Origin of the sequence: Candidatus Njordibacter sp. Uisw_039, from assembly GCF_047730075.1 — a bacterium.
GTDB lineage: Bacteria > Pseudomonadota > Gammaproteobacteria > Pseudomonadales > Balneatricaceae > Njordibacter.
Window position 1 is genome coordinate 45,001 of record NZ_CP159831.1, and the last position, 25,927, is coordinate 70,927.

24 protein-coding genes and 2 rRNA genes are annotated in these 25,927 nt (G+C 46.5%); 10 read left to right on the plus strand and 16 right to left on the minus strand.

What is annotated here, in order from left to right:
- Positions 1 to 305: 305 nt before the first annotated feature.
- From ABXT70_RS00220 to cysZ, 5 genes are all read left to right on the plus strand, one after another.
- Positions 306 to 3,194, plus strand: a 23S ribosomal RNA gene (locus tag ABXT70_RS00220).
- 168 nt (positions 3,195 to 3,362) lie between these two features.
- Positions 3,363 to 3,478 (plus strand): 5S ribosomal RNA (rrf, locus tag ABXT70_RS00225).
- A gap of 589 nt (positions 3,479 to 4,067) precedes the next feature.
- The gene (locus tag ABXT70_RS00230; protein WP_443641172.1) at positions 4,068 to 4,682 is read left to right on the plus strand and encodes a LysE family translocator; all 615 of its coding nucleotides are present in this window, start codon (positions 4,068 to 4,070) and stop codon (positions 4,680 to 4,682) included.
- Positions 4,683 to 4,778: 96 nt separating this feature from the next.
- Positions 4,779 to 5,375 carry a DUF416 family protein gene (locus ABXT70_RS00235; protein WP_443641173.1) on the plus strand — a complete coding sequence of 199 codons (597 nt, stop codon included), beginning with the start codon at positions 4,779 to 4,781 and terminating at the stop codon, positions 5,373 to 5,375.
- Positions 5,376 to 5,527: 152 nt separating this feature from the next.
- Entirely contained in the window at positions 5,528 to 6,268 is a 741-nt protein-coding gene (gene cysZ, locus ABXT70_RS00240; RefSeq protein WP_443641174.1) for a sulfate transporter CysZ, read from the plus strand.
- On the opposite strand, the gene ubiA is transcribed toward cysZ, so the two are convergent.
- Entirely contained in the window at positions 6,248 to 7,066 is an 819-nt protein-coding gene (gene ubiA, locus ABXT70_RS00245; RefSeq protein WP_443642466.1) for a 4-hydroxybenzoate octaprenyltransferase, read from the minus strand. The genes cysZ and ubiA overlap by 21 nt on opposite strands.
- Positions 7,067 to 7,183: 117 nt before the next feature.
- Between ubiA and ABXT70_RS00250 the strand changes: the two genes are divergently transcribed.
- Positions 7,184 to 7,633, plus strand: a complete 450-nt coding sequence (locus ABXT70_RS00250) for an arsenate reductase/protein-tyrosine-phosphatase family protein (protein ID WP_443641175.1) — start codon at positions 7,184 to 7,186, stop codon at positions 7,631 to 7,633.
- Here the strand turns inward: ABXT70_RS00250 and ABXT70_RS00255 are convergent.
- A complete protein-coding gene (locus ABXT70_RS00255) occupies positions 7,611 to 8,162 on the minus strand; it encodes a chorismate--pyruvate lyase family protein (RefSeq protein WP_443641176.1) in 552 nt (183 codons plus the stop codon). The genes ABXT70_RS00250 and ABXT70_RS00255 overlap by 23 nt on opposite strands.
- An 86-nt stretch (positions 8,163 to 8,248) precedes the next feature.
- Here ABXT70_RS00255 and ABXT70_RS00260 point away from each other — a divergent pair, with 86 nt between their 5' ends.
- On the plus strand, positions 8,249 to 8,779 hold the full coding sequence (locus ABXT70_RS00260) for a DUF1415 domain-containing protein (RefSeq protein ID WP_443641177.1): 531 nt from the start codon (positions 8,249 to 8,251) through the stop codon (positions 8,777 to 8,779).
- 10 nt (positions 8,780 to 8,789) lie between these two features.
- The gene (locus tag ABXT70_RS00265; protein WP_443641178.1) at positions 8,790 to 9,272 is read left to right on the plus strand and encodes an asparaginase domain-containing protein; all 483 of its coding nucleotides are present in this window, start codon (positions 8,790 to 8,792) and stop codon (positions 9,270 to 9,272) included.
- 7 nt (positions 9,273 to 9,279) lie between these two features.
- Here the strand turns inward: ABXT70_RS00265 and ABXT70_RS00270 are convergent, their stop codons facing one another.
- From ABXT70_RS00270 to gmk, 9 genes are all read right to left on the minus strand, one after another.
- Complete coding sequence (locus ABXT70_RS00270; protein WP_443641179.1) at positions 9,280 to 9,786, minus strand: DUF501 domain-containing protein; 507 nt, start codon at positions 9,784 to 9,786, stop codon at positions 9,280 to 9,282.
- Between the two features lie 82 nt (positions 9,787 to 9,868).
- Complete coding sequence (locus tag ABXT70_RS00275; protein ID WP_443641180.1) at positions 9,869 to 10,633, minus strand: amino acid ABC transporter ATP-binding protein; 765 nt, start codon at positions 10,631 to 10,633, stop codon at positions 9,869 to 9,871.
- A 25-nt stretch (positions 10,634 to 10,658) separates the two neighbouring features.
- Positions 10,659 to 11,768 (minus strand): amino acid ABC transporter permease, encoded by a 1,110-nt coding sequence (locus ABXT70_RS00280; RefSeq protein WP_443641181.1) that lies wholly within the window; start codon positions 11,766 to 11,768, stop codon positions 10,659 to 10,661.
- A gap of 7 nt (positions 11,769 to 11,775) precedes the next feature.
- On the minus strand, positions 11,776 to 12,960 hold the full coding sequence (locus tag ABXT70_RS00285) for an amino acid ABC transporter permease (protein ID WP_443641182.1): 1,185 nt from the start codon (positions 12,958 to 12,960) through the stop codon (positions 11,776 to 11,778).
- A 158-nt stretch (positions 12,961 to 13,118) separates the two neighbouring features.
- Complete coding sequence (locus ABXT70_RS00290) at positions 13,119 to 14,141, minus strand: amino acid ABC transporter substrate-binding protein (protein ID WP_443641183.1); 1,023 nt, start codon at positions 14,139 to 14,141, stop codon at positions 13,119 to 13,121.
- 269 nt (positions 14,142 to 14,410) lie between these two features.
- Positions 14,411 to 16,468, minus strand: coding sequence for an ATP-dependent DNA helicase RecG (recG, locus tag ABXT70_RS00295; protein ID WP_443641184.1), 2,058 nt, complete (start codon positions 16,466 to 16,468; stop codon positions 14,411 to 14,413).
- A gap of 12 nt (positions 16,469 to 16,480) precedes the next feature.
- Entirely contained in the window at positions 16,481 to 18,601 is a 2,121-nt protein-coding gene (locus ABXT70_RS00300) for a RelA/SpoT family protein (protein ID WP_443641185.1), read from the minus strand.
- A 165-nt stretch (positions 18,602 to 18,766) separates the two neighbouring features.
- The gene (gene rpoZ, locus ABXT70_RS00305) at positions 18,767 to 19,090 is read right to left on the minus strand and encodes a DNA-directed RNA polymerase subunit omega (RefSeq protein WP_443641186.1); all 324 of its coding nucleotides are present in this window, start codon (positions 19,088 to 19,090) and stop codon (positions 18,767 to 18,769) included.
- An 80-nt stretch (positions 19,091 to 19,170) separates the two neighbouring features.
- Positions 19,171 to 19,800, minus strand: a complete 630-nt coding sequence (gmk, locus tag ABXT70_RS00310) for a guanylate kinase (RefSeq protein ID WP_443641187.1) — start codon at positions 19,798 to 19,800, stop codon at positions 19,171 to 19,173.
- Between the two features lie 194 nt (positions 19,801 to 19,994).
- Between gmk and rph the strand changes: the two genes are divergently transcribed.
- Positions 19,995 to 20,765, plus strand: coding sequence for a ribonuclease PH (gene rph, locus ABXT70_RS00315; RefSeq protein ID WP_443641188.1), 771 nt, complete (start codon positions 19,995 to 19,997; stop codon positions 20,763 to 20,765).
- Positions 20,766 to 20,807: 42 nt separating this feature from the next.
- On the opposite strand, the gene ABXT70_RS00320 is transcribed toward rph, so the two are convergent.
- Positions 20,808 to 21,581: an exodeoxyribonuclease III gene (locus ABXT70_RS00320; RefSeq protein WP_443641189.1), complete on the minus strand. Its 774-nt coding sequence runs from the start codon at positions 21,579 to 21,581 to the stop codon at positions 20,808 to 20,810.
- Between the two features lie 236 nt (positions 21,582 to 21,817).
- Between ABXT70_RS00320 and pyrE the strand changes: the two genes are divergently transcribed.
- The gene (pyrE, locus tag ABXT70_RS00325; protein ID WP_443641190.1) at positions 21,818 to 22,459 is read left to right on the plus strand and encodes an orotate phosphoribosyltransferase; all 642 of its coding nucleotides are present in this window, start codon (positions 21,818 to 21,820) and stop codon (positions 22,457 to 22,459) included.
- A gap of 36 nt (positions 22,460 to 22,495) precedes the next feature.
- Here the strand turns inward: pyrE and slmA are convergent, their stop codons facing one another.
- From slmA to dut, 4 genes are read right to left on the minus strand one after another with little or no spacing between them, the layout of a single operon-like run.
- Complete coding sequence (gene slmA, locus ABXT70_RS00330) at positions 22,496 to 23,080, minus strand: nucleoid occlusion factor SlmA (protein WP_443641191.1); 585 nt, start codon at positions 23,078 to 23,080, stop codon at positions 22,496 to 22,498.
- Positions 23,081 to 23,098: 18 nt separating this feature from the next.
- The gene (gene argB / locus ABXT70_RS00335) at positions 23,099 to 24,016 is read right to left on the minus strand and encodes an acetylglutamate kinase (protein ID WP_443641192.1); all 918 of its coding nucleotides are present in this window, start codon (positions 24,014 to 24,016) and stop codon (positions 23,099 to 23,101) included.
- Positions 24,013 to 25,458, minus strand: coding sequence for a phosphomannomutase/phosphoglucomutase (locus ABXT70_RS00340; protein ID WP_443641193.1), 1,446 nt, complete (start codon positions 25,456 to 25,458; stop codon positions 24,013 to 24,015). The genes argB and ABXT70_RS00340 overlap by 4 nt, the downstream gene beginning before the upstream one ends.
- Positions 25,455 to 25,874 (minus strand): dUTP diphosphatase, encoded by a 420-nt coding sequence (dut, locus tag ABXT70_RS00345; RefSeq protein WP_443641194.1) that lies wholly within the window; start codon positions 25,872 to 25,874, stop codon positions 25,455 to 25,457. Before dut ends, ABXT70_RS00340 begins: the two co-directional genes overlap by 4 nt.
- Positions 25,875 to 25,927: the final 53 nt, after the last annotated feature.

Consider the following 25,927-nt stretch of genomic DNA (forward strand, 5'->3'; position numbering starts at 1 on the left):
CTTTAAAAAACTGGATTTGTGATATGGATTGATGATGTGGCCCCGAGCCACGGCATTGATCTTCGTCTAGACACGTCGTCACCAGCGGTCGTGTTTAGGCAAAAATGTTGCAGCGTCTTCTAGCGATCACGTTGTAACAAAGTTTAGGTAAATACACGATCATCTGTTAATCAATTTCCAGGTGGTCGAATTTGTGTTTTATCGAGTGACTTATCCGAAGGCCCTCACTTTAGCGAGTTGAGGGTTTATCGTAAGCTTGATTGAAGGTAATTTGTCAGAATTACTGCGACCCTTTTGGGTTATATGGTCAAGTGAATAAGCGTGCACGGTGGATGCCTAGGCAGTCAGAGGCGATGAAGGACGTGGTAACCTGCGAAAAGCTTTGGGGAGGTGGTAAACAACCTATGATCCAGAGATATCCGAATGGGGAAACCCACCCAGCATAAGCTGGGTACCCTATACTGAATACATAGGTATAGGGGGCGAACCGGGAGAACTGAAACATCTAAGTACCCCGAGGAAAAGAAATCAATTGAGATTCCCCTAGTAGCGGCGAGCGAACGGGGATTAGCCCTTAAGTTCATTTTGTTTTAGCGGAAGTAGCTGGAAAGTTACGCCATAGTGGGTGATAGCCCCGTACGCGAAAAGGCATTTTGGATGAAAACGAGTAGGTCGGGACACGAGAAATCTTGACTGAACATGGGGGGACCATCCTCCAAGGCTAAATACTCCTGACTGACCGATAGTGAACCAGTACCGTGAGGGAAAGGCGAAAAGAACCCCTGTGAGGGGAGTGAAATAGATCCTGAAACCGTGTACGTACAAGCAGTGGGAGCAGACTTGTTCTGTGACTGCGTACCTTTTGTATAATGGGTCAGCGACTTAATTTTAGTAGCAAGCTTAACCGAATAGGGGAGGCGTAGGGAAACCGAGTCTTAATAGGGCGTATAGTTGCTAGGATTAGACCCGAAACCGGGCGATCTACCCATGGCCAGGTTGAAGGTTGAGTAACATCAACTGGAGGACCGAACCCACGTATGTTGAAAAATGCGGGGATGAGCTGTGGGTCGGAGTGAAAGGCTAATCAAGCCCGGAGATAGCTGGTTCTCCTCGAAAGCTATTTAGGTAGCGCCTCGTGTCTCACCATTGGGGGTAGAGCACTGTTTCGGCTAGGGGGTCATCCCGACTTACCAACCCGATGCAAACTCCGAATACCAATGAGTGCAATCACGGGAGACACACGGCGGGTGCTAACGTCCGTCGTGGAAAGGGAAACAACCCAGACCGTCAGCTAAGGTCCCAAAGTGTATGTTAAGTGGGAAACGATGTGGGAAGGTTTAGACAGCTAGGAGGTTGGCTTAGAAGCAGCCATCCTTTAAAGAAAGCGTAATAGCTCACTAGTCGAATCGGCCTGCGCGGAAGATATAACGGGGCTCAAACATACCACCGAAGCTACGGACGCATGTTTACATGCGTGGTAGAGGAGCGTTCTGTAGGCCGTTGAAGGGAAAGCTGAGAGGCATCCTGGAGGTATCAGAAGTGCGAATGCTGACATGAGTAACGATAAGGGGAGTGAAAAGCTCCCCCGCCGGAAGACCAAGGTTTCCTATCCAATGCTAATCAGGGTAGGGTGAGTCGGCACCTAAGGCGAGGCTGAAGAGCGTAGTCGATGGAAAGCAGGTTAATATTCCTGCACCACTCAATATTGCGAAGGAGGGACGGAGAAGGCTAGTCCAGCGCGGCGTTGGTTGTCCGCGTTTAAGCGTGTAGGCTGGGAGTTTAGGTAAATCCGGATTCCCTTAAGGCTGAGGCGTGATGACGAGGTCCATTAGGACTGAAGTGGTTGATGCCATGCTTCCAGGAAAAGCTTCTAAGCATCAGATATTGAGTGACCGTACCCCAAACCGACACAGGTGGTCAGGTAGAGAATACCAAGGCGCTTGAGAGAACTCGGGTGAAGGAACTAGGCAAAATGGTACCGTAACTTCGGGAGAAGGTACGCCGCTGTTGGTGATGGGACTTGCTCCCTAAGCTGACGGCGGCCGAAGATACCAGGTGGCTGCGACTGTTTATTAAAAACACAGCACTGTGCAAACACGAAAGTGGACGTATACGGTGTGACGCCTGCCCGGTGCCGGAAGGTTAATTGATGAGGTTAGCGCAAGCGAAGCTTTTGATCGAAGCCCCGGTAAACGGCGGCCGTAACTATAACGGTCCTAAGGTAGCGAAATTCCTTGTCGGGTAAGTTCCGACCTGCACGAATGGCGTAACGACGGCCACACTGTCTCCACCCGAGACTCAGTGAAATTGAAATCGCTGTTAAGATGCAGTGTATCCGCGGCTAGACGGAAAGACCCCGTGAACCTTTACTATAGCTTCACAGTGAACTTTGAACCTATTTGTGTAGGATAGGTGGGAGGCTTTGAAGCGGTGACGCTAGTCATCGTGGAGCCAAACTTGAAATACCACCCTGGTATGTTTGAGGTTCTAACTCAGGTCCGTAATCCGGATCGAGGACACTGTGTGGTGGGTAGTTTGACTGGGGCGGTCTCCTCCCAAAGAGTAACGGAGGAGCACGAAGGTATGCTAATCATGGTCGGAAATCATGAGGTTAGTGCAATGGCATAAGCATGCTTAACTGCGAGACAGACACGTCGAGCAGATACGAAAGTAGGTCATAGTGATCCGGTGGTTCTGAATGGAAGGGCCATCGCTCAACGGATAAAAGGTACTCCGGGGATAACAGGCTGATACCGCCCAAGAGTTCACATCGACGGCGGTGTTTGGCACCTCGATGTCGGCTCATCACATCCTGGGGCTGAAGCCGGTCCCAAGGGTATGGCTGTTCGCCATTTAAAGTGGTACGCGAGCTGGGTTTAGAACGTCGTGAGACAGTTCGGTCCCTATCTGCCGTGGACGTTTGAGATTTGAGAAGAGTTGCTCCTAGTACGAGAGGACCGGAGTGAACGAACCTCTGGTGTTCCGGTTGTCACGCCAGTGGCATTGCCGGGTAGCTACGTTCGGACAGGATAACCGCTGAAAGCATCTAAGCGGGAAGCCCCCTTCAAGATGAGATCTCACAGGAGTTTAACTCCCTAAAGAGCCGTTCAAGACTAGGACGTTGATAGGTTGGGTGTGTAAGCACGGTAACGTGTTGAGCTAACCAATACTAATTGCTCGTGAGGCTTGACCATATAACGCCAAAAGCGTTGTACAAGCTGGTACATAAGTACCCAGTACAAACCATTAGGTTTACGATAATACGACGGGTAAGCCCTCGATAAGCGCATTAGTGTAGTGCCTAAACTCAATATCACAAATTCATGGATGGTGATTTAACGATCTTCATTCACCCTTTTTTGCTTGGCGACCATAGCGAGATGGAACCACCTGACCCCATTCCGAACTCAGAAGTGAAACGTCTTAGCGCCGATGGTAGTGTGGGGTTTCCCCATGTGAGAGTAGGTCATCGCCAAGCTTCCCATTCAGTACTAAAGAGCCTCTAGTCCAAAAAGCTAGGGGTTTTTTATTGGGCGCAGGAAAGCGATGAGTTACTCTCACATGGATAAAGACAGGGCAGCTACGCTGCCACAAATCATGTGATAGTAGGGTGAGACTGGCGCAGTTGGCAAAGCACCGCTTTGCGCCACTCGAACGGCAGGGCCTGAGGCCCTGACCGGGCCATCGCCAAGCTTCCCATTCAGTACTAAAGAGCCTCTAGCCCAAAAAGTTAGGGGTTTTTTATTGGGCGCAGGAAAGCGATGAGTTACTCTCACATGGATAAAGACAGGGCAGCTACGCTGCCACAAATCATGTGATAGTAGGGTGAGACTGGCGCAGTTGGCAAAGCACCGCTTTGCGCCACTCGAACGGCAGGGCCTGAGGCCCTGACCGGGCCATCGCCAAGCTTCCTATTCAGTACTAAAGAGCCTCTAGCCCAAAAAGCTAGGGGTTTTTTATTGGGCGCAGGAAAGCGATGGATATGACGACACTGCGCCCCAACCTCTTAATTACACCTCAACTTTACAAATGTTACAATCCACAAGCCAAAACTCAGGACCCAACAGATGCTCGAGTCTACATTACAATTCCTAGCAATTACCGTGTTCTTAGAAATCACTCCAGGGCCTGGAGTGCTGTTCATCCTTTATCAATCTGCTTTTAGTTTTCGTAACGCCGTTACAGGAGCATTGGGCATGTTAACCTCTAATGTTATTTGGATCAGTCTGGTGGCCACAGGTCTTGCCTTAGTATTAACTCAAACACCATCTGTGTTTGATACGTTACGATACATAGGCGCCAGTTATTTAGTTTATTTGGGTTATAAAATCATCCGTTACGGAATAGGTAAACCCCATGCTGATGAAAACACTCATGCAGGGCAATACAAAAGTCTCTGGTCCAGCTACCGCCAAGGTGTGCTTACCTCATTATCAAATCCCAAAGCGTTGTTGTTTTTTATGGCGTTATTCCCACAGTTTACTAGACCAGAGCATTTTGCCCACGACATTATCTATTTTGGTGTCCTCAAAATGGCCTGTTTAGCTGTGGTGATGATTAGCTATGGCCTAATGGGGCGCCGACTGTTTAATTATATAGGCAATTCTGCTTGGGCCAACACCACTTCTCGAGTGTTAGGTGGCGGCATAATCTTCGCAGCTGCAGCAGTTGCACGGGGCTGATTTGGCTTTACCTCCATGTGCCTTGATTAACAGACCATGACCGTAGCTCAATAACCCTCTATAATAGTGGTGAATTGGTTATTTTGGTGAAAAATTATGTACTTTGATGAGCTTTATGCACCACTGAAAGATATGCAGGATTGGCAGCAAACCGCTTTCTCTGCAGCCCTTTGCGAACGAATTTTTCCTCACTATGCTTTATACGATAGTTTGTTAGAAGCTAATCAGGCAATTATTGCCAGAACGGCGTTAGACCAAGTGTGGAAGCAGCTATCTTTGCGTGGCAACATGAATGCAGACACTCAGCTCACTAAGGTAGAGGCCATTATCCACAACGAAGAAGACGAAAGTTTCGGTGCAGGCTTGGCCTTCGATGCCCTAGTGGCATTGATGGCTACGCTACATTGTGTCGATAACGCAAGTTTTGAGGATGCAGCTAGTGTGGCCCATTTGTCACGTGAGAGTGTAGCTAAGTTCGTTGAACTGCATGCCGACGATGAGTTGAGCGACGAACAACTTATTCGCCACATTTCCACCCATGAACTTATGGTGCAGGAACTAACCTTCCAAGCTCATGTGATGGAGCTTTTGATCTCTCAGAATGTTGCCAAAGCCTCACAAATTGATGAGCTTAAGGCCATGTCTATGGCGGATGGTGTGAGCAATATTGGTATCAGCATCAACCATGGCTAACGCTAACGCTAACTCCACCCATACCTACAAAGAGTTTCAAAGTTGATGATGGTTTGAGTATATTTTACAGTTGCTTATATCGGTTTCAATTAGTTCATAGCCAACTTGAAAGCCAATAGCTTAATGACACCTACTTACAACGAGAATAAGTTATGAAATTGGTTAAAGGATTTGGTTACTTGCTTCAGGGGGCAAGATTACTTTTCCATCCTGGGCTAAGATTATTTGTACTACTTCCGCTGTTGGTAAACATCATAATGTTTGCCCTTGGCCTTGGCTTCCTCATTTCCTTTGTGAGTGGCTGGATGGGTGGTGTTGTATCCTGGTTGCCAGAATGGATGAGTGGAATTACATGGTTGTTATGGCTCCTATTTGGCCTTTTATTTGCCATGGCAGTGTTCTTTGGTTTCAACTTATTAGCCAACTTCATTGCTGCCCCGCTTAACGGGCTATTGGCTGAGAAAGTACAGCTTCATCTAACTGGGCAGGATCTAGGCGAAGCAAGTTTTGGCTCAATCGTGGCAAGCATTCCTCGCTCCGTTGGCCGAGAAATAAGCAAGTTGACCTACTACCTACCAAGAATTGTGTTGTTGTTGGTGTTAAGTTTTATTCCTGGGATTAACGCGATAGCACCTTGGTTGTGGCTTTTGTTTGGCGCCTGGATGATGGCCATTCAGTATGTTGATTATCCAATGGACAATAATGGCGTGAGTTTTCGGAAAATGAGACGTAGTTTGAGCCAGCAGCGTCTGTTACACCTAGGGTTCGGTGGCGGTGTGTCTCTTTTGTTAATGGTTCCGTTAGTCAATTTCTTCGCTATGCCAATTGCAGTGGCCGGTGCCACAGCGCTCTATGTGGGTGAGCACGAGGCGCTAGGTATAGTTGAGCAGTAGACCAACCCACACACTCAAAGCTGCCCATTGGTTATTAATGAAGGCCTTAAAGTAGTTGGTTTTAATCCTGCTACGGCCTAAGCGTTGTTGGTATATAAATAGCCCTGCCATCACAGCCAGGCCCAAGTAGAAAGGGCTGTTAAGGTGATTGATTTGACCAACAGTAAATAATAAACCAACACACGCCATCTGAAACGCTGCAATAATCGCTAGATCCCAACTACCAAAAAGCACCGCAGTGGATCTTACGCCAATTTTTACATCATCCTCCCTGTCCACCATGGCGTAATAAGTGTCGTAGGCAATAGTCATGCATACCGCAGCAGTGAAAGTTAGCCATGCTGATAGGCCCGTAGAGCCAGTTTGGGCAGTAAATCCCATAGGTATGGCCATAGCAAATGCCGCGCCCAATGCTGCTTGAGGCCAATGGGTATAGCGTTTCATAAACGGGTAAGCAGTGGCTAGCACAAGAGCTGATATAGAAAGGAAGACAGTATAACCATTAGTAAATAGCACTAATATGAAAGCCGCTAAGCATAGGCCAAAAAACAACACCAAGGCTTCTTTAGGACTAACCAGCCCTGTTGCCAATGGCCTTTGTTTAGTCCGTTCAACATAGCCATCAACTTTACGATCGGCGTAATCATTAATTACGCAGCCAGCGGCCCTCATCAGATAAACACCAACTACAAATATAACTAATACATCAAGTTTTGGAACACCTTCAGCAGCTAACCAAAGGCCCCATAAGGTGGGCCACAGGAGCAGGTAAGTGCCCACTGGCCGGTCCAAGCGCATAAGACTTTTAAAATGGGGCCAGCGAGAAAGAAGCGCAATCACAATAATGGTTCAACTTGTAGCAAAGTGACCATGCTACCATATACGCCTTTACAGTCGCTGCCCAAAGTCATCATCATGTCAACAAAAACACATAAGCTGTTGTTACTCTGCACGGGTAATACCTGTAGGTCACAAATGGCCCATGCCATGTCGCAACAATGGTGCCAGTCACATGGTCTAAGTTTTGAAATTGAGTCCCGCGGTATTCGAGCAAAGCCAGGTGATCCTACAACAGTAGAAGTTCTTATGGTGCTCTCCCAAGCCAACATTAATTGGCAAGGCACCAGTGAGCAGCTATCAATTGCAGACTTAAAGTGGGCAGATGACGTGTGGGGGATGACCCAGGAACACCTTGATTATGCGGAGCAGTTAGGCAGCGAATTGAACCTAGGCAGCCAACCCCGTTACCAATTACTCGCTGGTACACATGAACTTGTAGATCCATTAAACTGCGGTCTTGCTGCCTATGAACAGCTGTTTTTCGCCTTACAAAAACTGCTCCCTAACCGTCTTGGGGCAATATAGACGCCATCGGTGGCATAAACACCTCCGTAACTAAAATGCCTTTATCATCCAAATAAAATACTGACCGTCGCGCCCAATGTTGTTGTTGGCAATTACTTTGCTTAAGGCAGGTCACTTCTAATGCCCCACGAACCATATTTGGGTGTTTAAATAACAAAGCGCCTAACGGCCTAGTGCCGATGTCTTTAAATTGTCGTAATCTACCCGTTAGGGTGCTGTGGGGTATGATGCTTCGAGCACAAACCCACACTTGGCCGTGACAAAGTAACTCAACTTCGCGGATAATAGCTTTTTGACGCGGTTTAAGACGCAGTGCTTGGGCCTCTGATTGGCTGGGGATGCCCCACTGATTACTGACAACGCGGACTACAAAATGGCCATCACTTGCATAGATAAGGCGCTGTGTTAAAGAGCCTTTATCCTGCAGCCAAGTTTGCCAGTGTCTAGGTATTCTGTGACACAATGGACGCCTGTAACTGCGCCAAGTGCATGGGTAAGACTTTTGTGAATGAACCAGAGAAATGGGCACAGTAAGCTCATCGATTATGCGAAAAATAAAGGAACCATTGTATCAATAAGTTTAGCCCTAAGACACTATCACGAGGCCACCAAGAAGTGATTAAAATCACTCGCCAGTGGCTTGACCAAATGGTGGTGGGTTTAAACCTATGCCCATTTTCCCATAGTGTGGTTGTGCAGGATCAAGTTCACTATGCTATTTGTGATGGAACTGACGACCCACAGTTAAAACAGTTTTATGTGATGGAATTACGGCGCTTGCTGGATGCTGATGAAAACAGCATCGCCACTAGCTTGCTAATGTTTTCTCAGGGACTACAAGTATTTGATGATTACCTAGATGTGCTGGACTGGTTTCAGCAGTTATTGGAACAAGCAGACCTAACAGACCATATACAATTAGCATCATTCCACCCTCAATATCAATTTGAGGGCGTAGATGCTGATGACCTAAGTCACTTTACCAACCGTGCGCCTTATCCAACCATACACCTTATTCGTCAGGCACAAATGACTAAGGCACTTGCACAGGTGGTTGATCCTGAGAAAATTTACACGGATAACATTGAAACGTTGAATAAACTTGGCCGCCAACAGGTGGAATTACTTTGCCCTTGGGGTAAATAGGAATAACTTTATGAAACTACATATTCTTGCTGTTGGCGGCACCATCGACAAGGTTTATTTTGATGCCCTCAGTGACTATAAAATTGGCCCACCAGCTGTCTCTGAAATCCTACAGCGGGTTAAAGTGAATTTTGATTATGACGTCAGACAGATGATCTCAAAAGACAGTTTGGACATGACCGATGCAGATCGTCAAGAGATTCTTAACGCCGTGCAGGCTCATCCTGCAGACCATGTGATTATTACTCACGGCACAGACACTATGGTGGATACAGGGCAGGTACTAAAACAGGTGTTGGGGAAAACTATTGTCATCATAGGGGCGATGCAACCAGCCATAATGAAACTGACTGATGCCGATTTCAATTTAGGGGTGGCTGTTGCTGCAGTACAGGCACTCCCACAGGGCGCGTACCTGTGTATGAATGGCCGCATCTATAATGTGGACCAGGTGATGAAAAATCGTGCTGAGGGTCAGTTTCAGGACCTCTAAGGGCGCACTAGATGCTAATGGTTAGCTCATTGAGGCCATAATGATCGTCTAACCATTGGCCAATGACATTATTGCCGCAAAGATGATGGGCATAATGCATATGTAAGCAACGGATTTGTTGCCAGTCCCGTAACCCACCAATGCCATAGGTATCAAATAAAGGTGCAAAACCTAAATCTTGCAGTCGCTTAACTTCCTGGGCTGAACAATTAGCCCAACGCTCAGCAACATAGGCTCGTTGACTGTCCTGATAGGCAGTCATCCACTCATCATCGACTTTTAGTTGCTGTTCTAGCCGTTTTACCAACCCAGTTGCTTCTAGCTGACTAATAGCCTTATGAAGGTCTTTAGAGCATAACCAATATAAGGTTGGGAATGGCTTGTTATCAACCAAAGGGTGCATCTTAAGCACTAGAGGGACACCATTTGGAGAACTTACAGCTACAGCTTTTAAACCTCTTGGGCTGCGGCCTAACTGTTGCTCAATGGTGGCGAGTTGTTGACGCAAGGGCATGATTATTTGGACAGATAGAGAAATACAAGTGAGGCTTGATTAGGGCACCCACGCAGAACGTGGATGCCGACAGCGTTTTATTTTAGTGGTCTAAGATTTGGCTTAAAAATAACTTAGTACGGTCATGCTGAGGGTTGTCAAAGAATTCATGAGGTGAGTTTGATTCAATGATTTCACCTTCGTCCATAAAGATAACACGATCTGCTACCTTCTTCGCGAAGCCCATTTCGTGTGTGACACACAACATGGTGATGCCTTCTTCAGCCAAAGACACCATAGTATCAAGTACTTCCTTGATCATTTCAGGGTCAAGGGCAGATGTCGGCTCGTCAAACAGCATAATGTTTGGACGCATGCATAAAGAACGGGCGATCGCCACACGTTGCTGCTGTCCACCAGAGAGCTGGCCAGGATATTTATTAGCCTGCTCAGGAATCTTAACTCGCTCAAGGAACTCCATGGCAGTAGCTTCAGCTTCAGCTTTAGGTACTTTACGTACCCAAATTGGCGCCAAAGTGCAGTTTTCTAACACCGTTAAGTGTGGGAACAAGTTAAAGTGTTGGAATACCATGCCCACTTCGCGGCGCACAGCATCGATGTTCTTAAGGTCGTTGGTAAGTTCAGTGCCATCAACAATGATGTCACCTTTCTGGTGCTCTTCCAAACGGTTAATGCAGCGAATCATAGTTGACTTGCCGGAACCAGAAGGACCACAAATAACGATTTTTTCACCCTTGCGAACTTCAAGATTAATGTTCTTTAAAACGTGGAAATCACCATACCATTTGTCCATGTTACGAATTTCAATACAGAGATCGGCAGTTGAATTACTTTGTGTTTCTGACATGTTGATAAACCCTTAAAATTAGTTGCTATCGCTTGTGGCCGGTGTTGAGCTTGTTCTCTAGGTAAAGAGAGTAGCGAGCCATACCAAAACACGAAATAAAGAAGAAAACGGCGACGAATAGGTAAACTTCAGTAGACAAGCCTAACCAGTCTGAGTCGGCGACCGATGCACGACCGATGCCTAACGGGTCTAAAAGGCCAATGACGATTACCAATGTACTGTCTTTGTACAAACCGATGAAGGTATTGACGATACCAGGAATTGAGATCTTTAACGCCTGTGGCAAAATGATGAAGCGCATGGCTTGGGGGTAGTTCAAACCTAAGGACTCTGCAGCTTCTAGCTGTCCCTTAGGTAACGCCTGTAAGCCACCACGGATTACTTCGGCCATGTAGGCTGAAGCAAACAAAGTAACCATTATGAGTACTCGCATCAATAAGTCGAAGGTGGTGCCAGGAGGCAAGAAGTAACTCAGCATAGTTGAAGCTACAAACAGTAAAGTGATCAACGGCACGCCACGAATAAACTCGATAAAGCCGATACAAAAGTACTTAATAATAGGTAAATTAGATTGACGGCCCAACGCCAGCAAAATACCCAGCGGTAAAGAGCCAACAATGCCAGTTACACCAATGGTCAGCGTGAGCATTAGGCCACCAAATAGATGGGTCCCTACTGGCTCTAGGCCCAAACCGCCGCTCAACAACCAAGCGCCAATGAAAGGGTAAGCCAAAGCAAATTTCAGCATATGCTTACGTGCAGGAATTTTATCCCATAACACTGCGGCGCCAGCAACTGCCAAAAGAATGGTTGCAAGGTTAACGCGCCAGCGCAGTTCTGCTGGATAGAAGCCATACACAAACAGATTAAAGCGTTCACCAATGAACGCTAGACAGGCACCATCTGGGGCGCAGTCTTTGCGGGTTGTACCAACATATGTGGCATCAATAAACAGCCAATTAATGGCTGATGGTAAGGCCAAGTACAAAAGGTAAATAGATACCAAGGTGACGATAGAGTTAGTGGCTGATGAAAATAAATTTTCCTTTAACCAAAAAGTAAAGCCAATGGTGTTTTTTGGTGGGGGTAGGCTAGGGTGAGTGCCCGGTGCATAGGTTTGTTTAGTCATTGTCATGTCTACCTTAACGTTCCACTAACTGCATGCGATTGTTGTACCAATTCATACCAGAGGAAATGATCAAAGAAATCGCTAAATAAATAGCCATTACAATTAACATACATTCCATTTCCCGGCCTGTCTGGTTAAGAGATATGCCACCAATGGTGGCAACAATGTCCATGTAACCAATAGCCAGGGCCAACGATGAGTTTTTAGCTAGGTTCAGATACTGGCTGGTCAGAGGTGGAATAATCACCCGCAACGCTTGTGGAATAACTACCAACTTTAAAACACGGCTGTTAGAAATGCCAAGGGCTTGGGCAGCTTCAGTTTGTCCATGGTCTATGGCAACGATACCAGCACGCACAATTTCGCCAATAAAGGCCGCCGTATAAAAAGACAAAGCTAACCAAAGGGCGATGAATTCAGGACGGACAACCATGCCACCTTTAAAGTTAAAACCTTTAAGGGCAGGTACGTCCCACTCAATAGGGCTGCCTAAAACAAAGTAGACAGCTAGAGGAAGCAGAACGATAGCTGCAATGTTAATTATCGCCACTGGGTATGCCTTGCCAGTTTCATCTTGTACTTTTTGCGCGTGGCGGCTAAACCACCAAGCAAAGGTTATACCACCAACAATAAAGGCACCCACTATCAAAAATAAAGATTGAAAATCAGGGCTGGGCATTTGAAAGCCGCGATTGTTTAAGAAAAAGGTGTCACCAAAATTATAAGAGCCTTTTGGGCGTGGTAACGAGCTTACAATGAGGCCGTGCAGCAGCAGAATATGCAATAAAACCGGAACATTACGAATGTATTCAATATAAACATAGGCAATTTTTTGCGTTAACCAGTTATTAGATAAACGCATAACTCCTAGAAGAAAACCAAGAATTGTGGCCAGCACAATACCTGCAACGGCAACTAATAGGGTATTAATAAGGCCCACAATCATAGCTCTAAAGTGGCTAGAGGTGGAACTGTATTCAATTAGGTGTTGGTTGATGTCATAGCTAGCATTATCCCATAGAAAGCCAAAATTTATGTCTTTGCCAATGTTAGATAAGTTAACCACTGCATTATTAATGATGTAGGCGAAAAATGAAATGATCAGTGCGGCGGCGATAATCTGCACAATGACTGAACGGGTTTCTTTGTCATACCAAGCGCGTAATAAAGGGTTGGTACTAGATGTTGGAGTGCTCATAGAGTGAACCGTGCTACGTAGATATCAGCAATTAAGGGCAACCTGCCTACTTAACATTTGATTAGTAATCAGAGGCGTAGCAACCAAAGATTATTAAGTTCCAGATATGAACTGGGGTGCCGTAGCACCCCAGTTTAGCACTGATAAATTCGTATTAATTAACGAATTGGAGCAGCGTAAAGAACACCACCGTTATTCCACAAGTTGTTTAAACCACGTGCAATTTGTAGAGGGGTATTTGGACCCACATTACGCTCGTAGATTTCGCCGTAGTTACCACCTTGTGCAACAGCACGAGCAGCCCACTTAGCATCTAGACCTAGCATTGCGCCCATAGAACCTTCAGAACCAACCAAGCGGTTGATGCCAGGGTTGTTGCCAACGTTTGCAGCAAGGTTCATAGCGTTAGCTTGAGTGATACCCATTTCTTCAGCGTTGATCAAAGCGTTAACAACCCACTTACCAATATCATGCCACTGGTCGTCGCCATGACGTACAGCACCACCTAGTGGCTCTTTAGAGATGATCTCAGGAAGTACAACATGCAGTGAAGGATCATCGAACTTTGCACGAGTAGATGCTAAACCTGAAGCATCAGTTGTGTAAACGTCACAACGGCCAGCTACATAGTTAGTAAAGCCTTCTTCGTTAGTTTCGATAGGAACTGGCTCATAAGACATTCCATTTGCACGGAAGAAGTCAGCCAAGTTCAATTCTGTAGTCGTACCTGTTTGGATACATACAGAAGCACCGTCAAGGTCCATTGCAGAAGTTACGCCTAGTGATGCTGGAACCATAAAGCCCTGGCCATCATAGAAGTTTACTGGCAAGAAGCTAAGCTTCAAGTCAACGTCACGGCTAAGAGTTTCAGTAGTGTTACGGAACAAGATATCACCTTCACCAGAGTTCAACATGGTAAAGCGAGTCTTACCAGTAGAAGGTACAAACTTAACCTTGTCGCCATCACCTAATACGGCAGCGGCTACAGCACGGCAGAAGTCGGCATCAAAACCTTCCCAGCGGCCATCAGCATCTGGTGCAGCAAAACCGGCCAAGCCAGTAGTTACAACACACTTTAGTTCGTCAGCGGCGCGCACGTCTTCTAGAGTAGAAGCTTGGGCAGCTGTCGCAGTCATAGCTGTTAGAGCCATGCCAGTTAAAACCTTATTGATTAATTTCATAGTAAGGAGCCTCCTAAGGGCTTTGTATTTTAGTGCAGCAAAAAATAAATTATTTTATTATTGTTGTTACTGAAAGCAGTGGTTACTGAATCTCCGATATTCACTGGAGTTATAATTCACACTTCAGGAAGACGATGATAGGAAAACTTTACCCTGTTGTAAACCAATAAAATTAACGCTTTGATAAAAAACGACTATGTATTGACTTAAGTCGCAGATAATTGTAAAAAAAAGTTTCCTATAGTGAATTTTGTTTCTTATATACTAATCTATACCTTGGCAAATGCTTTTCTGTCACCCACCCACCTTAGGATAATTTGTGACGTTTTGTCTGGGTAGGCTGCATAGCCAGCAGCGATGCGCTTCACTTCAGGTAATAAATGGGCGTCGCGCATCAAGTCGGCAATTCTCAAACCAATGGTGCCTGCTTGACGAGTACCAAGTACTTCACCTGGTCCTCGCAGTTGCAGATCTTTTTCTGCAATCACAAACCCGTCGTTAGATTGACGTAAAATATCTAATCGTTGGCGCCCCATTGTAGATAAAGGTGCCTGGTACATAAACAAACAATGGCTCTGGGTTTGTCCACGGCCAACCCGCCCACGCAGTTGGTGTAATTGGGCTAAGCCGAGGCGTTCGGCATTATCAATGACCATAAGGTTAGCGTTGGGTACGTCAACTCCAACCTCTACTACGGTAGTTGCCACCAAGAGTTGAATCTCACCGGCCTTAAAACGGTTCATTACATCAGCCTTTTCAACGCTGGTCAGGCGACCATGCACTAAACCTACGTTGATATTATCAAGCTGCAGGGTGAGCAGCGTTGCTGTGTCCTGCGCTGCTTCACATTGCAACACATCTGAAGTTTCTATAAGAGGGCAGATCCAGTACACCTGTTGACCGCTATTACAGGCTTGGTGGATGCGTTTGATAACATCAGCGCGTTTATTGTTGTTGATTAACACACTATTAATGGGTTTTCGGCCTGGAGGTAGCTCATCAATTACAGAATGGTCAAGATCACCGTACGCACTCATAGCAAGGGTACGAGGGATGGGAGTGGCTGTCATTACCAACTGATGAAGTCCGCTTCCGTGGGGCGCTTTTTTGATTAAACTGTGGCGTTGGGCCACGCCAAATCGGTGCTGTTCATCGATGATAACTAGGCCCAAATGTTGGTAGTGAACAGCCTCTTGAAACAGGGCGTGGGTGCCGATAACTATTTGCCCTTCACCGCTGGTAATAGCAGCGAGAGATTGACGTTTTGTTTGCGTTTTCTGTTTGCCTATAAGAAAGGTAACAACGACACCAAGGGGTTCTAACCAATGCCTAAAGCTGTTAAGGTGCTGCTCTGCCAAAATTTCTGTTGGGGCCAGTACCGCCACTTGGCAACCATTATCAATAGCGCGACAGGCCCCTAAGGCTGCCAATACGGTTTTACCAGAACCTACATCCCCTTGCACCATTCTCACCATTGGCGTTGGCGTCTCAAGGTCGCTTGCAACTTCTTGCCACACGCGCTGTTGTGCCTTGGTGAGCTGAAACGGCAGGTTTTTAATAAGTGCTTGTTCTAAGCCTCGTTTCACTGCTAGTACAGGTGCAGGCAGTCGTTGGTTTCTTTGTTTGGCTCGACTTAAGGTGAGTTGATGAGCAATTAATTCTTCGAGCACCAGTCTCAACTTGGCTGGCGTTACTTGGTCTTGTAGCTGATTGAGATCCTGATTTAAGTGTGGGTAATGCAGTTGCTTTAAGCTTGCCACTAAACTAGGCAATTGATATCGGCTAATTAGCTGGTGTGGAAGTAGTTCATTTAGGATGAGGCTGCCTTGTTCTAGTTGATGCCACGCCATGGCAATGAGCTGCCCCATGCGAGTTAGGCTTAAGCCTTCAGTTGTGGGATAGATAGGGGTTAGCTGATCCGCCAAAGCTGGAGGCACATCATCAAACAGCACATACTCAGGGTGCACCATTTCCAAGCCCTGTGGCCCTGGTCTAATTTCTCCAAAACAACGAATATTGCGACCGTTAGTGAAACTCTTCGTTTGGTTGGCATGAAAGTGCACAAAACGCAGACCAAGGTTAGCACCATTTTGACTAATGTTGACGCGCAAGCTCACACGACGCCCTCGTTGAAGTGACGAACTAGTAATTTGCCCCTCCACTAAACAAGCAGATTTTGGGCTAAGGGCATTTAATGGGACCAGTCGGGTTCGGTCTTGATACCGAGTAGGCAGGTGGAACAACAGATCTTCAACCGTATGTAGACCTAATTTTCCTAATTTAGCAGCTACTGCTGGGCCTACGCCATTGAGTTGAGTCACTTCCATGACATTAAGGCCTTAGGTGCGGTTAAGACGAATGACGCCGGAGATTTTACGCATAGATTTAATGACTTGAGCCAAATGAACCCGGTTAAGAACTGAAATTTCCAAATTCACTACCGAAAGGCGAGCGTCTTTTTCATTCACATCAATTTTGTCCACGTTGGCATTATTCTGGGCGGCACTGGTGGCGATGCTGGCGATGATACCGCGGCTGGCAGAAACCTCGATTTCTAAACACACGTCAAAGTCTCGGTCACCAGTTTCTGCCCATACTAAGGCTAAGGTTTTATCTTTGTCCCGACCGATATCTTGAATGTTATTACAGAAGGTGCGATGAACTGCAATACCATGGCCTGCGTTAAGGTGCCCGACGATACTATCACCAGGAATGGGGCGGCAACATCGAGAATAGCGAATCATTATGCCCTCGGTACCGTGAATCTCCATAGGCCCAATACCACTTGTGTGGCCTTCTGTGTCGGAGGCGTCTCGACTCAAAGCTGAAGCGACGATGTACGCTAAACGCTTACCGGAGCCAATTTCGGCCAGTAAAGCATCTAAGTCAGGCAGCTTATGCCTGGCAATGTAGTCTTCCAATTGGGCTGAATCTATGGCTTCCAAATTTAAAGAACTGCTGCCCAATTCTTGATTTAGTAAACGGCGCCCTAAATTGACGGCGTCAGCCGTTGCTTGGTGCTTCAGGGAGTGACGAATATTGCTGCTGGCCTTGGCCGTTGCGACAAAGTTAAGCCAGCTCATATTGGGCTTGGCACTGGCAGTGGTGACAATCTCAATAGTGTCTCCACTATCTAGTTTTTGGCTTAATGGTGCAAGGCGGCGATTTATACGACACGCAATACAGGTATTACCAATATCTGTATGGACGGCGTAGGCAAAATCAATAGGTGTTGCCCCTGCGGGCAATGAAAACACACTACCTTTAGGGGAGAACACGTAGACCTCGTCTGGAAATAAGTCATGCTTCACATGGTTGACGAACTCCATGGCGTTGCCAGAGCGTTTTTGCATTTCTACCAGCTCCTGGATCCATTGTTGGGCGCGGTTATGAGCCCTTTGAGCACGGCTATTGGTGTTTTTGTAGAACCAGTGTTCTGCCACTCCATGGTTAGCGATGTCATCCATTTCTTTGGTGCGTATTTGTATTTCTATAGGGGTATGCACACCCAAGCCTGCACGGTATAGAGTGGTATGGAGCGATTGATAGCCGTTAGATTTTGGGATTGCAATATAGTCTTTAAAGCGTCCAGGTACTGGGCGATATAGGTTGAGATGGTGTACAGCGCCTAAAATGCGGTAACAGGTGTCCACATTGTCCGTTACAATGCGGAAGGCAAATACATCCATAATTTCACGGAAGGATTTTTTCTGCTCCCGCATTTTATTGTAGATGCCAGCCAGATGTTTTTGGCGACCACTTATTACTCCAGGCAGTTCATCGTGTTCTAAACAATCTACTAGGGCAATCTGTACTTGCTCCAATAGTGCTTTGCGTTCTCCACGTGCTGCTGCCACCGCTCGCTGAATATACCGGTGGCGCATGGGGTGATAGGCGGCAAAGGCTAAATCTTCTAACTCTATCATTAAATCGTGCATGCCCAGACGGCCTGCAATAGGTGCGTAAATATCGGTGGTTTCTTTGGCAATACGGCGGCGGCTGTCTGGCCGCATGGCACCAATTGTGCGCATGTTATGTAGGCGGTCGGCTAGTTTGACAAATATAACGCGGATATCTTTGGCCATAGCAATGGCCATCTTCTGAAAGTTGTGAGCCTGGCTTTCGGCGCGAGTTTTAAATTCTAGGTGGGTGAGTTTGCTGACGCCATCTACCAAGTTGGCAACGGTTTCTCCAAACTGAGTTTCCAGCCCTTGTTTGTCAACTTGAGTATCTTCAATGACATCATGCAGCATGGCGGCCATTAGGCTTTCATGGTCCATATGCATACTGCTGAGGATGCCTGCCACGGCAAGAGGGTGAGTGACATAGGCTTCGCCACTCTTGCGCGTTTGGCCATCATGGGCCTGCTGGGCATAATAATATGCCCGCCGAACTGCTTGCACCTGAGTGGGCTCAAGGTAGTCATCGAGACGCTTTGCGAGGGCGTCAATGGTAGGCATAATTTAGCATCCGTTTTGGTTGATGGCTCCATGGTAACGGAAAATTATCCAAACAGGGCAGTTTTGTTGCAAGTTTGTTGAATTTATTAACAAAAATTCACAAAAAAAGAGCCCGTAGGCTCCAGTAGTCAGAGGGAAATTATGGGCTAAACGTTAGCCATAAAATCACTCGTCAATATCAGGGCTACCCTGTAAAACTTCTTCACTGGTTTCAGCGACAGTTTGGGTAACTTCGTCAAGTACTTCTTGGTCTTCTGGAACTTCAGCGAACTGCTGGTTGATCTCGTCTTGATCGTCCAAAATGCTAGCATTGATAAAGCCCTCCGCAATTTCACGCAAAGCAACCACAGTGCACTTATCATCTTCCCATTCGATGTGAGCCTCTTTGCCACCAGTGGCAAGCTGACGCGCACGTTTAGTGGACACCATGATGAGCTCAAAGCGGTTATCAACGTTTTCCAAACAATCTTCTACGGTTACGCGAGCCATGTGGGTTACCTGTTATTTATGATCAATGCAGTATCGGCTTGTGTTACGAGCCGTAATTTAGACGCGCTAGTTTACAAAACTTAGTCACCAGTTGACAAGAGTTCAAGCAATAATTGGTGATTATTATGTGCTTGTTGGGGTGTTTTTAAGCGTCTGGATCTAAAAATGCACTGCAAATCAGCTAAAGCATGGTCAAAATGATCGTTGATCACTAAAAAGTGACTGTCCGCGTAATGGCTAATCTCCCTATGTGCTTTCGCCATACGCTTGGCAATAATCTCGTCGCTATCTGTGCCTCTGCCTTTCAAGCGAAGTTGTAAGGCTTGTTGAGACGGCGGCAATATGGTTATGGCAATGGCCTGCGGGAAAATGGCCAATACTTGGTTGCGACCCTGCCAATCAATTTCTAAGATCACGTCTTTGCCGTCGGCAAGGCTTGATTCAACCCATTTTCTAGAGGTGCCATAGCTGTTTTCAAAAACTGTGGCATGCTCAAGCATTTGCTGTTGTTCTACTATATAGGTGAAGTCTTGTTGACTAACGAAGTTGTAATCCACGCCGTCCTGTTCGCCATCACGTATGGATCGTGTGGTGTGAGACACGGATACACAGACTTCTTTATCCTGTGCCAAGAGAGCTTTTACTAGGCTAGTTTTACCTGCACCTGAAGGAGCTGAAAGAACATAGAGTGCGCCAGAAGTGTTAGACATGATTGGACCGTTGTATTAAACACAAAGAAACAAAGTGCAATTATATGCAAGCTTGGGTGGAATGTCAGCTTAACAATGGGTCTGAATTTGGCTGCCAAGGCTATTTACCTACCAGCAAATTGTTAAATGCTAGGTGTCATCTGTGCTCAACTCGATTAAAATGGTGGTTCATCATTAATGAACCAAGGCTTCCCATGACATCCTCTATTACCGATCAGCTTAAGGGCTTCAAGCTCGATTTTACACGCCCTAGTGGTCGAGCAACTGATCAACTGCGCGACATCAAAATCACCCGTAGCTTTACCAAGCATGCGGAAGGCTCGGTATTAATAGAGTTTGGAGACACCCGCGTGTTGTGCACGGCTACTGTAGAGCGTGGTGTGCCACGGTTCTTGCGTGGATCTGGTAGTGGTTGGGTGACAGCTGAATATGGCATGTTGCCGCGGGCCACCCATACGCGCAACGGACGTGAAGCGGCCCGTGGTAAGCAAGGCGGACGCACCTTAGAAATCCAACGTTTAATTGGCCGGTCTTTAAGGGCATCGCTGAACCTAGAAAAGTTGGGCGAAAACACCATCACTTTAGATTGTGACGTATTGCAGGCTGATGGTGGTACACGCACGGCCTCTATTACTGGCGCTTACATCGCTATGGTAGATGCCATTAACGTGCTGAAAAAAGATAAAAATGGTGCCATGAGAGGCAACCCTCTTAGGCGCCAGATTGCAGCTATTTCTGTGGGCATCTATAAAGATGAGCCAGTGCTTGATCTGGACTATGATGAAGATTCTAAGGCCGAAACGGATATGAATGTAGTCATGACTGCAGATGGGGGCTTTATCGAAGTTCAGGGCACTGCAGAGGGGGCGCCTTATACGCAAGATCAAATGACGGCAATGTTGGCTTTAGCCCGTAAAGGCATCACTGAGATTACAGCGTTACAAACTGCGGCGTTGGCTGACTAGGATCGTTAGGTCAGATTGGAACTGCAGGTTGTGCGGCTAAGATTACAAGTCACAGGCATAATCGATAATCAATGGTGAATGATTAGAGAAACGCTGCTCGCGGTAAATGCGGGCATTGCGTACGTTGCGGCGTAAGTTAGGTGTGGTGATTTGATAATCTAGCCGCGCACCTTCGTTAAGCTTAAATGCTCGATTGTAGTCTGGCCACCAAGTGAACTGACGCTCGTTTTGGTTAACTTGGCGGAAAGCATCGCAGAATTCCATTTGGAAAAAAATCTCATCCAATACTTCTCGTTCTGCTGGTAAAAAACCAGAATTCTTTTGGTTTACATACCAGCCGGACAGATCTTCAGGTTTGTGGGCCGTATTTATGGTGCCACAAAAAATAAAGTCGCGACGTTTACGCAGGGTTTTACGTAAGTGGTTGCTAAACTGTTCCATGAACTCATTCTTAGCATCTAGCTTATCATCATCTCCTAAGCCAGAAGGTACAGAGATAGATGCTACGCTTATCTTATCGAAGTCGGCTTGAATAAAGCGACCCTCAAAGTCACAGCCAGAAAAACCCATACCTGTCATAATCGCTTTTGGTTGGTGGCGGCTGTATATGGCGGTACCACTATAGCCATCTTCAAATGCATCAAAGAAATAGGCGTGCCAGCCATCTGGATGGAATAATGGCTCATCTAGCTGATAATCTTTCTCACGGATATCTTGCAAGCACACCACGTCGGCGCCTTGGGTTACCATCCAATCAAATAGACCGCGTTCGGCTGCCTGGCGCAAACCTTGAACATTTAAAGTAATAACACGCATGGGTATTGTTTGATCACTCGCGCAGAAGCTCGTGTGTAGAGCTCACTATTTCGCATTAGGAATTGATTTTATTATTTCCAAAGAATTATACCACGCTCTAGACTTTTGGCCCACAAAGGACTCCAAAATCACAGACGATTTACGCATATTTACTATCCCAAGCGGGCACCTAGAAGTGAGGCCATAGTGTATAATGCGATCAGCTCAAAATGGCAACAAATGATACCGAGACGATTATGAAAGACTACCAAAGAGAATTTATAGAGTTTGCTATCGAGCGTGATGTTTTGCGGTTTGGTGAATTTACCCTAAAGTCTGGTCGTCTAAGCCCTTACTATTTTAATTTTGGTCTCTTTAACACAGGGTCAGCCTTGGCTCGACTAGGTCAATATTTTGCCCAAGCTTTAGTAGATTCTGGTATCGAATGTGACGTGATTTTAGGTCCAGCATACAAAGGGATACCGCTCGCCACGGCCATGGCAGTGGCCTTGAGTGAGCACCATGGTATTGATATGCCTTATGCCTTTAATCGTAAAGAAGCTAAAGCCCATGGTGAAGGTGGTTCTATTGTAGGAGCAGAGCTTAAAGGCCGTGTAGTCATTGTCGACGATGTAATTACCGCTGGCACGGCAATCCGAGAAGTGATGACGATCATCGAGGCTCATGAGGCGACACCAACGGCAACGTTAATCGCTATTGATCGTATGGAAAAAGGCAAAGGTGAGTTGTCGGCTATTCAGGAAGTGGAACGTGACTACACCATGAAGGTAGTGAGTATCATTAGCTTTGATGACGTACTGGAATACTTGCAAGAAAGTGGCAGCAAGCTACAACAAGTTGCTGCAATGCTGAAGTACCGCGAAGACTTTGGGGTATAACATTTTGCGTTCTATGCCCCATTAGTCCTCCCGGCATTAGCGCATGAGGTTTTGACTAAGAGCGGCCCATTGGTCTGCCCAGGTGGCAGTAGGCTTATGGCGAAAATTTGTACGGCTGTACTGGCGAATACGACCTTCTGCTGCTGCCAACAACAAATTGGCACTGCTGCTAGGGGTGTCATGAGTGCGCAAGCCTTCACGCATTTCTGCTTCTCTAAGAATCTGCTTAAGCTGAGTTTCTAACTTTTCAAATAGCTGATTTACTCGGCTACTTAATCGCTCGTTCTCGCCCGTAAGGGCTTCGCCTGTCAGAATTCGACTGATACCAGCATTACGTTCTACAAAGGTGAGTAGCAGCGTAAGAATTTGTTGGCACTGGGCTAGGGCGCCCAATTCTTGTTGCTGGATCTTCTTTGCACGGCTGAAAATAGTGTCTTCCACAAACTCGATAAGGGCATCGTACATTTGCGCCTTGCTGGCAAAGTGTCTATACAAAGCGGCCTCTGATACACCCACACGTTTAGCCAGCGCAGCCGTAGTAATGCGAATGTTCGGGTCCTCTAACATCTCCATTAGGGCGTGCAAGATTTGTTGTTTACGGGGTATTTTAGTTTCAGTCATAATACAATTGTGGCTTCTTTATAGTGTTGCATTGTTGTCGTTGGCGCCAGTGATAAGGGTGCCTACTCCTTGATCGGTAAAAATTTCCAATAGCGTAGCATGGTTTACACGGCCGTCAATAATATGAGCGCGTTTTACGCCACCTTTTACTGCATCTAAGGCGCAAGCTATTTTAGGTAACATGCCACCATAAATCGTGCCGTCAGCAATTAATTCATCCACTTGGCTTGTAGATAGGCCAGTCAATAAATTGCCTTCTTTATCCAATAGTCCAGCAGTATTGGTGAGTAACATAAGCTTTTCAGCTTGCAGTACTTCTGCGACTTTACCAGCCACTAAATCGGCATTGATATTATACGAATTGCCCTCGTCATCGACCCCAATAGGAGCGATTACTGGTATAAAATCACTGTTGCGTAACATGTCGAGCACATCGGTATTGATGGCGCTCACTTCACCTACGTGACCAATGTCGATAATTTCAGGGGCCAGCATTTCTGGGGTCTGGTGTGTCACTTTTAACTGTTTAGCTTGGATGAGCTTGCCATCCTTGCCCGTTAAACCGATGGCTTGGCCGCCATTTTGATTGATGAGGTTAACGATGTCTTTATTGACTGACCCACCAAGCACCATTTCGACTACATTCATGGTGGCAGTATCCGTTACGCGCATGCCGTTGACAAAGTGAGAATCAATATTGAGCTTGGTAAGTAAATCGCCAATTTGGGGGCCGCCACCATGCACTACAACTGGGTTCATACCCACCAATTTCATCATCACGATGTCGCGGGCAAAACTGTTCTTGAGGTCTTCGTCAATCATAGCGTTGCCGCCAAATTTAACCACAATTGTTTTGCCAGTGAAGCGTTGGATATAAGGCAATGCTTCACTTAATACTTGTGCTACGTTAATGGCAGCTTGGCGATCGAGTGTCATAGGCTATAGTCCGGCACAGTAAGTTTGGCATCAACGGCATGTAAATGACGTTGAAATTCATCTTGAATACGTTGCAATACAGTTCGGTTCTCACCCTCAAAGCGTAAGACTAAAACTGGGGTAGTGTTAGAGGCTCTTACTAAGCCCCAGCCGTCTTCATAGTCTACACGGATACCATCTATGGTTGACACTTTTCCGGTGGGAAATTGGGCCTGCTGTAGCTGTGCTACTAAATTAAATTTTTCATCTTCTGTGACATTGATGTTAATTTCTGGCGTGCTTACATCTTCTGGGAAACGGTTGAACATAATACTTGCAGACACATTACTGTTTGCCAGAATTTCGCACAAGCGCACAGCGCTGTATATACCGTCGTCAAATCCATACCAGCGCTCCTTAAAGAAGATATGGCCGCTCATTTCACCAGCGAGTAAAGCGCCCGTTTCGATCATTTTACTTTTGATGAGGGAGTGCCCTGTTTTCCACATAGTTGGTACGCCGCCTTTGCTGTGGATAAAAGGTTCCAGCAGGCGAGTGCATTTCACATCGTAGATGATTTCGGCATTAGGATTACGGCTAATAACATCTTCTGCAAAAAGCATGAGCAGCTTGTCAGGGTAGATCATTTGTCCAGCTTCGGTAATCACACCCACACGATCACCATCACCGTCAAAGGCGAGGCCAATATCAGCTTTATGTTCTGCTACGGCGGCTTGTAAATCAATTAAATTTGCTGGTTTGCCGGGGTCCGGATGGTGGTTGGGGAAGTTGCCATCTACTTCACAAAACAATGGAATAACCTCACAACCCAATTGTTTGAATAGCTTGGGTGCAATATCACCAGCAATACCATTGCCGGCATCCAACACCACTTTTAATGGCCTGGCCAAGTTAATATCACTGCCAATTCGATCTTGATAGATTTGATCAATAAAATGTTCTTCAATCTCGCCTATGCCGCGCTCGTAGTCTTGCAGTTCGATAAGATCGTGCACTGCCATGATGCTGTCATTGGCTAGGGTCTGGCCGCCTATGACAATTTTACAACCATTGTAATTTGAGGGGTTGTGGCTGCCTGTGAGCATAATGCCAGATGCAGTGCCTAACGTTTTAACACCAAAGTACAACACTGGTGTGGGTACTGCGCCTAAATTGAGGACGCGACAACCCGTGTCGGCTAGGCCTGCCATTAATGCTTGGCCTAATCTTGGGCTGGATAACCGGCCATCCGCACCAACAGCGATGCTGCCTTCACCATTGCGCACTACTTGAGTGCCTACGGCTAAACCAATATGGTAGAGCATTGCATCACTAAGCTGTTCGTCGACGATGCCACGGATATCGTATGCCCGAAATATTTCATTGGCAAGAGGGCGAGGTGGCTGGTAGCGCAAGCGATCCATGCTGGTAGTGTCCTGTGTTTTTTGGGCTTTAAGAATCATTGACGACCAGAATGTCCGAAGCCACCTTCTCCTCGAAGGCTGGCATCAAAGTCATCAACGATAGTCAGTTGGGCTTGTACCACTGGTACAAGCACCATTTGAGCAATACGTTCTGCAGGCTCAATAACAAAAGGGGTTGAACCTCGATTCCAACAGGATACCATGAGCTGGCCTTGGTAGTCTGAATCGATAAGGCCTACCAAATTACCTAGAACCACACCGTGTTTGTGGCCAAGACCAGATCTAGGCAATAACATTGCGCAAAGGTTTGGGTCTTCAACGTGGATGGCCATACCCGTAGGTACTAATTCCGTTTGGCCTGGGTTTAGCGTAATAGCATGATCAATACAAGCGCGTAAATCCATACCGGCAGAGCCAGCCGTAGCATAAGTGGGTAAAGGAATTTCTTGGCCCACACGGGGGTGAGTATTTTTACAGCTAATTGAGGGCGATGAATCATGTGGTTTAT

What these genes read in the sequence shown, in the direction of transcription:
- ABXT70_RS00300 (WP_443641185.1), bottom strand. Translation starts at nt 18,601, where the DNA reads ATGCCTACCATTGACGCCCTCGCAAAGCGTCTCGATGACTACCTTGAG.
- ABXT70_RS00235 (WP_443641173.1), top strand. Translation starts at nt 4,779, where the DNA reads ATGTACTTTGATGAGCTTTATGCACCACTGAAAGATATGCAGGATTGG.
- ABXT70_RS00280 (WP_443641181.1), bottom strand. Translation starts at nt 11,768, where the DNA reads ATGACAATGACTAAACAAACCTATGCACCGGGCACTCACCCTAGCCTA.
- ABXT70_RS00320 (WP_443641189.1), bottom strand. Translation starts at nt 21,581, where the DNA reads ATGCGTGTTATTACTTTAAATGTTCAAGGTTTGCGCCAGGCAGCCGAA.
- ABXT70_RS00275 (WP_443641180.1), bottom strand. Translation starts at nt 10,633, where the DNA reads ATGTCAGAAACACAAAGTAATTCAACTGCCGATCTCTGTATTGAAATT.
- argB (WP_443641192.1), bottom strand. Translation starts at nt 24,016, where the DNA reads ATGACACTCGATCGCCAAGCTGCCATTAACGTAGCACAAGTATTAAGT.
- gmk (WP_443641187.1), bottom strand. Translation starts at nt 19,800, where the DNA reads ATGTCTAACACTTCTGGCGCACTCTATGTTCTTTCAGCTCCTTCAGGT.
- ABXT70_RS00270 (WP_443641179.1), bottom strand. Translation starts at nt 9,786, where the DNA reads ATGCCCTTGCGTCAACAACTCGCCACCATTGAGCAACAGTTAGGCCGC.
- recG (WP_443641184.1), bottom strand. Translation starts at nt 16,468, where the DNA reads ATGGAAGTGACTCAACTCAATGGCGTAGGCCCAGCAGTAGCTGCTAAA.
- rph (WP_443641188.1), top strand. Translation starts at nt 19,995, where the DNA reads ATGACATCCTCTATTACCGATCAGCTTAAGGGCTTCAAGCTCGATTTT.
- ABXT70_RS00265 (WP_443641178.1), top strand. Translation starts at nt 8,790, where the DNA reads ATGAAACTACATATTCTTGCTGTTGGCGGCACCATCGACAAGGTTTAT.
- ubiA (WP_443642466.1), bottom strand. Translation starts at nt 7,066, where the DNA reads ATGCGCTTGGACCGGCCAGTGGGCACTTACCTGCTCCTGTGGCCCACC.
- ABXT70_RS00230 (WP_443641172.1), top strand. Translation starts at nt 4,068, where the DNA reads ATGCTCGAGTCTACATTACAATTCCTAGCAATTACCGTGTTCTTAGAA.
- pyrE (WP_443641190.1), top strand. Translation starts at nt 21,818, where the DNA reads ATGAAAGACTACCAAAGAGAATTTATAGAGTTTGCTATCGAGCGTGAT.
- slmA (WP_443641191.1), bottom strand. Translation starts at nt 23,080, where the DNA reads ATGACTGAAACTAAAATACCCCGTAAACAACAAATCTTGCACGCCCTA.
- ABXT70_RS00285 (WP_443641182.1), bottom strand. Translation starts at nt 12,960, where the DNA reads ATGAGCACTCCAACATCTAGTACCAACCCTTTATTACGCGCTTGGTAT.
- rpoZ (WP_443641186.1), bottom strand. Translation starts at nt 19,090, where the DNA reads ATGGCTCGCGTAACCGTAGAAGATTGTTTGGAAAACGTTGATAACCGC.
- ABXT70_RS00290 (WP_443641183.1), bottom strand. Translation starts at nt 14,141, where the DNA reads ATGAAATTAATCAATAAGGTTTTAACTGGCATGGCTCTAACAGCTATG.
- ABXT70_RS00340 (WP_443641193.1), bottom strand. Translation starts at nt 25,458, where the DNA reads ATGATTCTTAAAGCCCAAAAAACACAGGACACTACCAGCATGGATCGC.
- ABXT70_RS00250 (WP_443641175.1), top strand. Translation starts at nt 7,184, where the DNA reads ATGTCAACAAAAACACATAAGCTGTTGTTACTCTGCACGGGTAATACC.
- cysZ (WP_443641174.1), top strand. Translation starts at nt 5,528, where the DNA reads ATGAAATTGGTTAAAGGATTTGGTTACTTGCTTCAGGGGGCAAGATTA.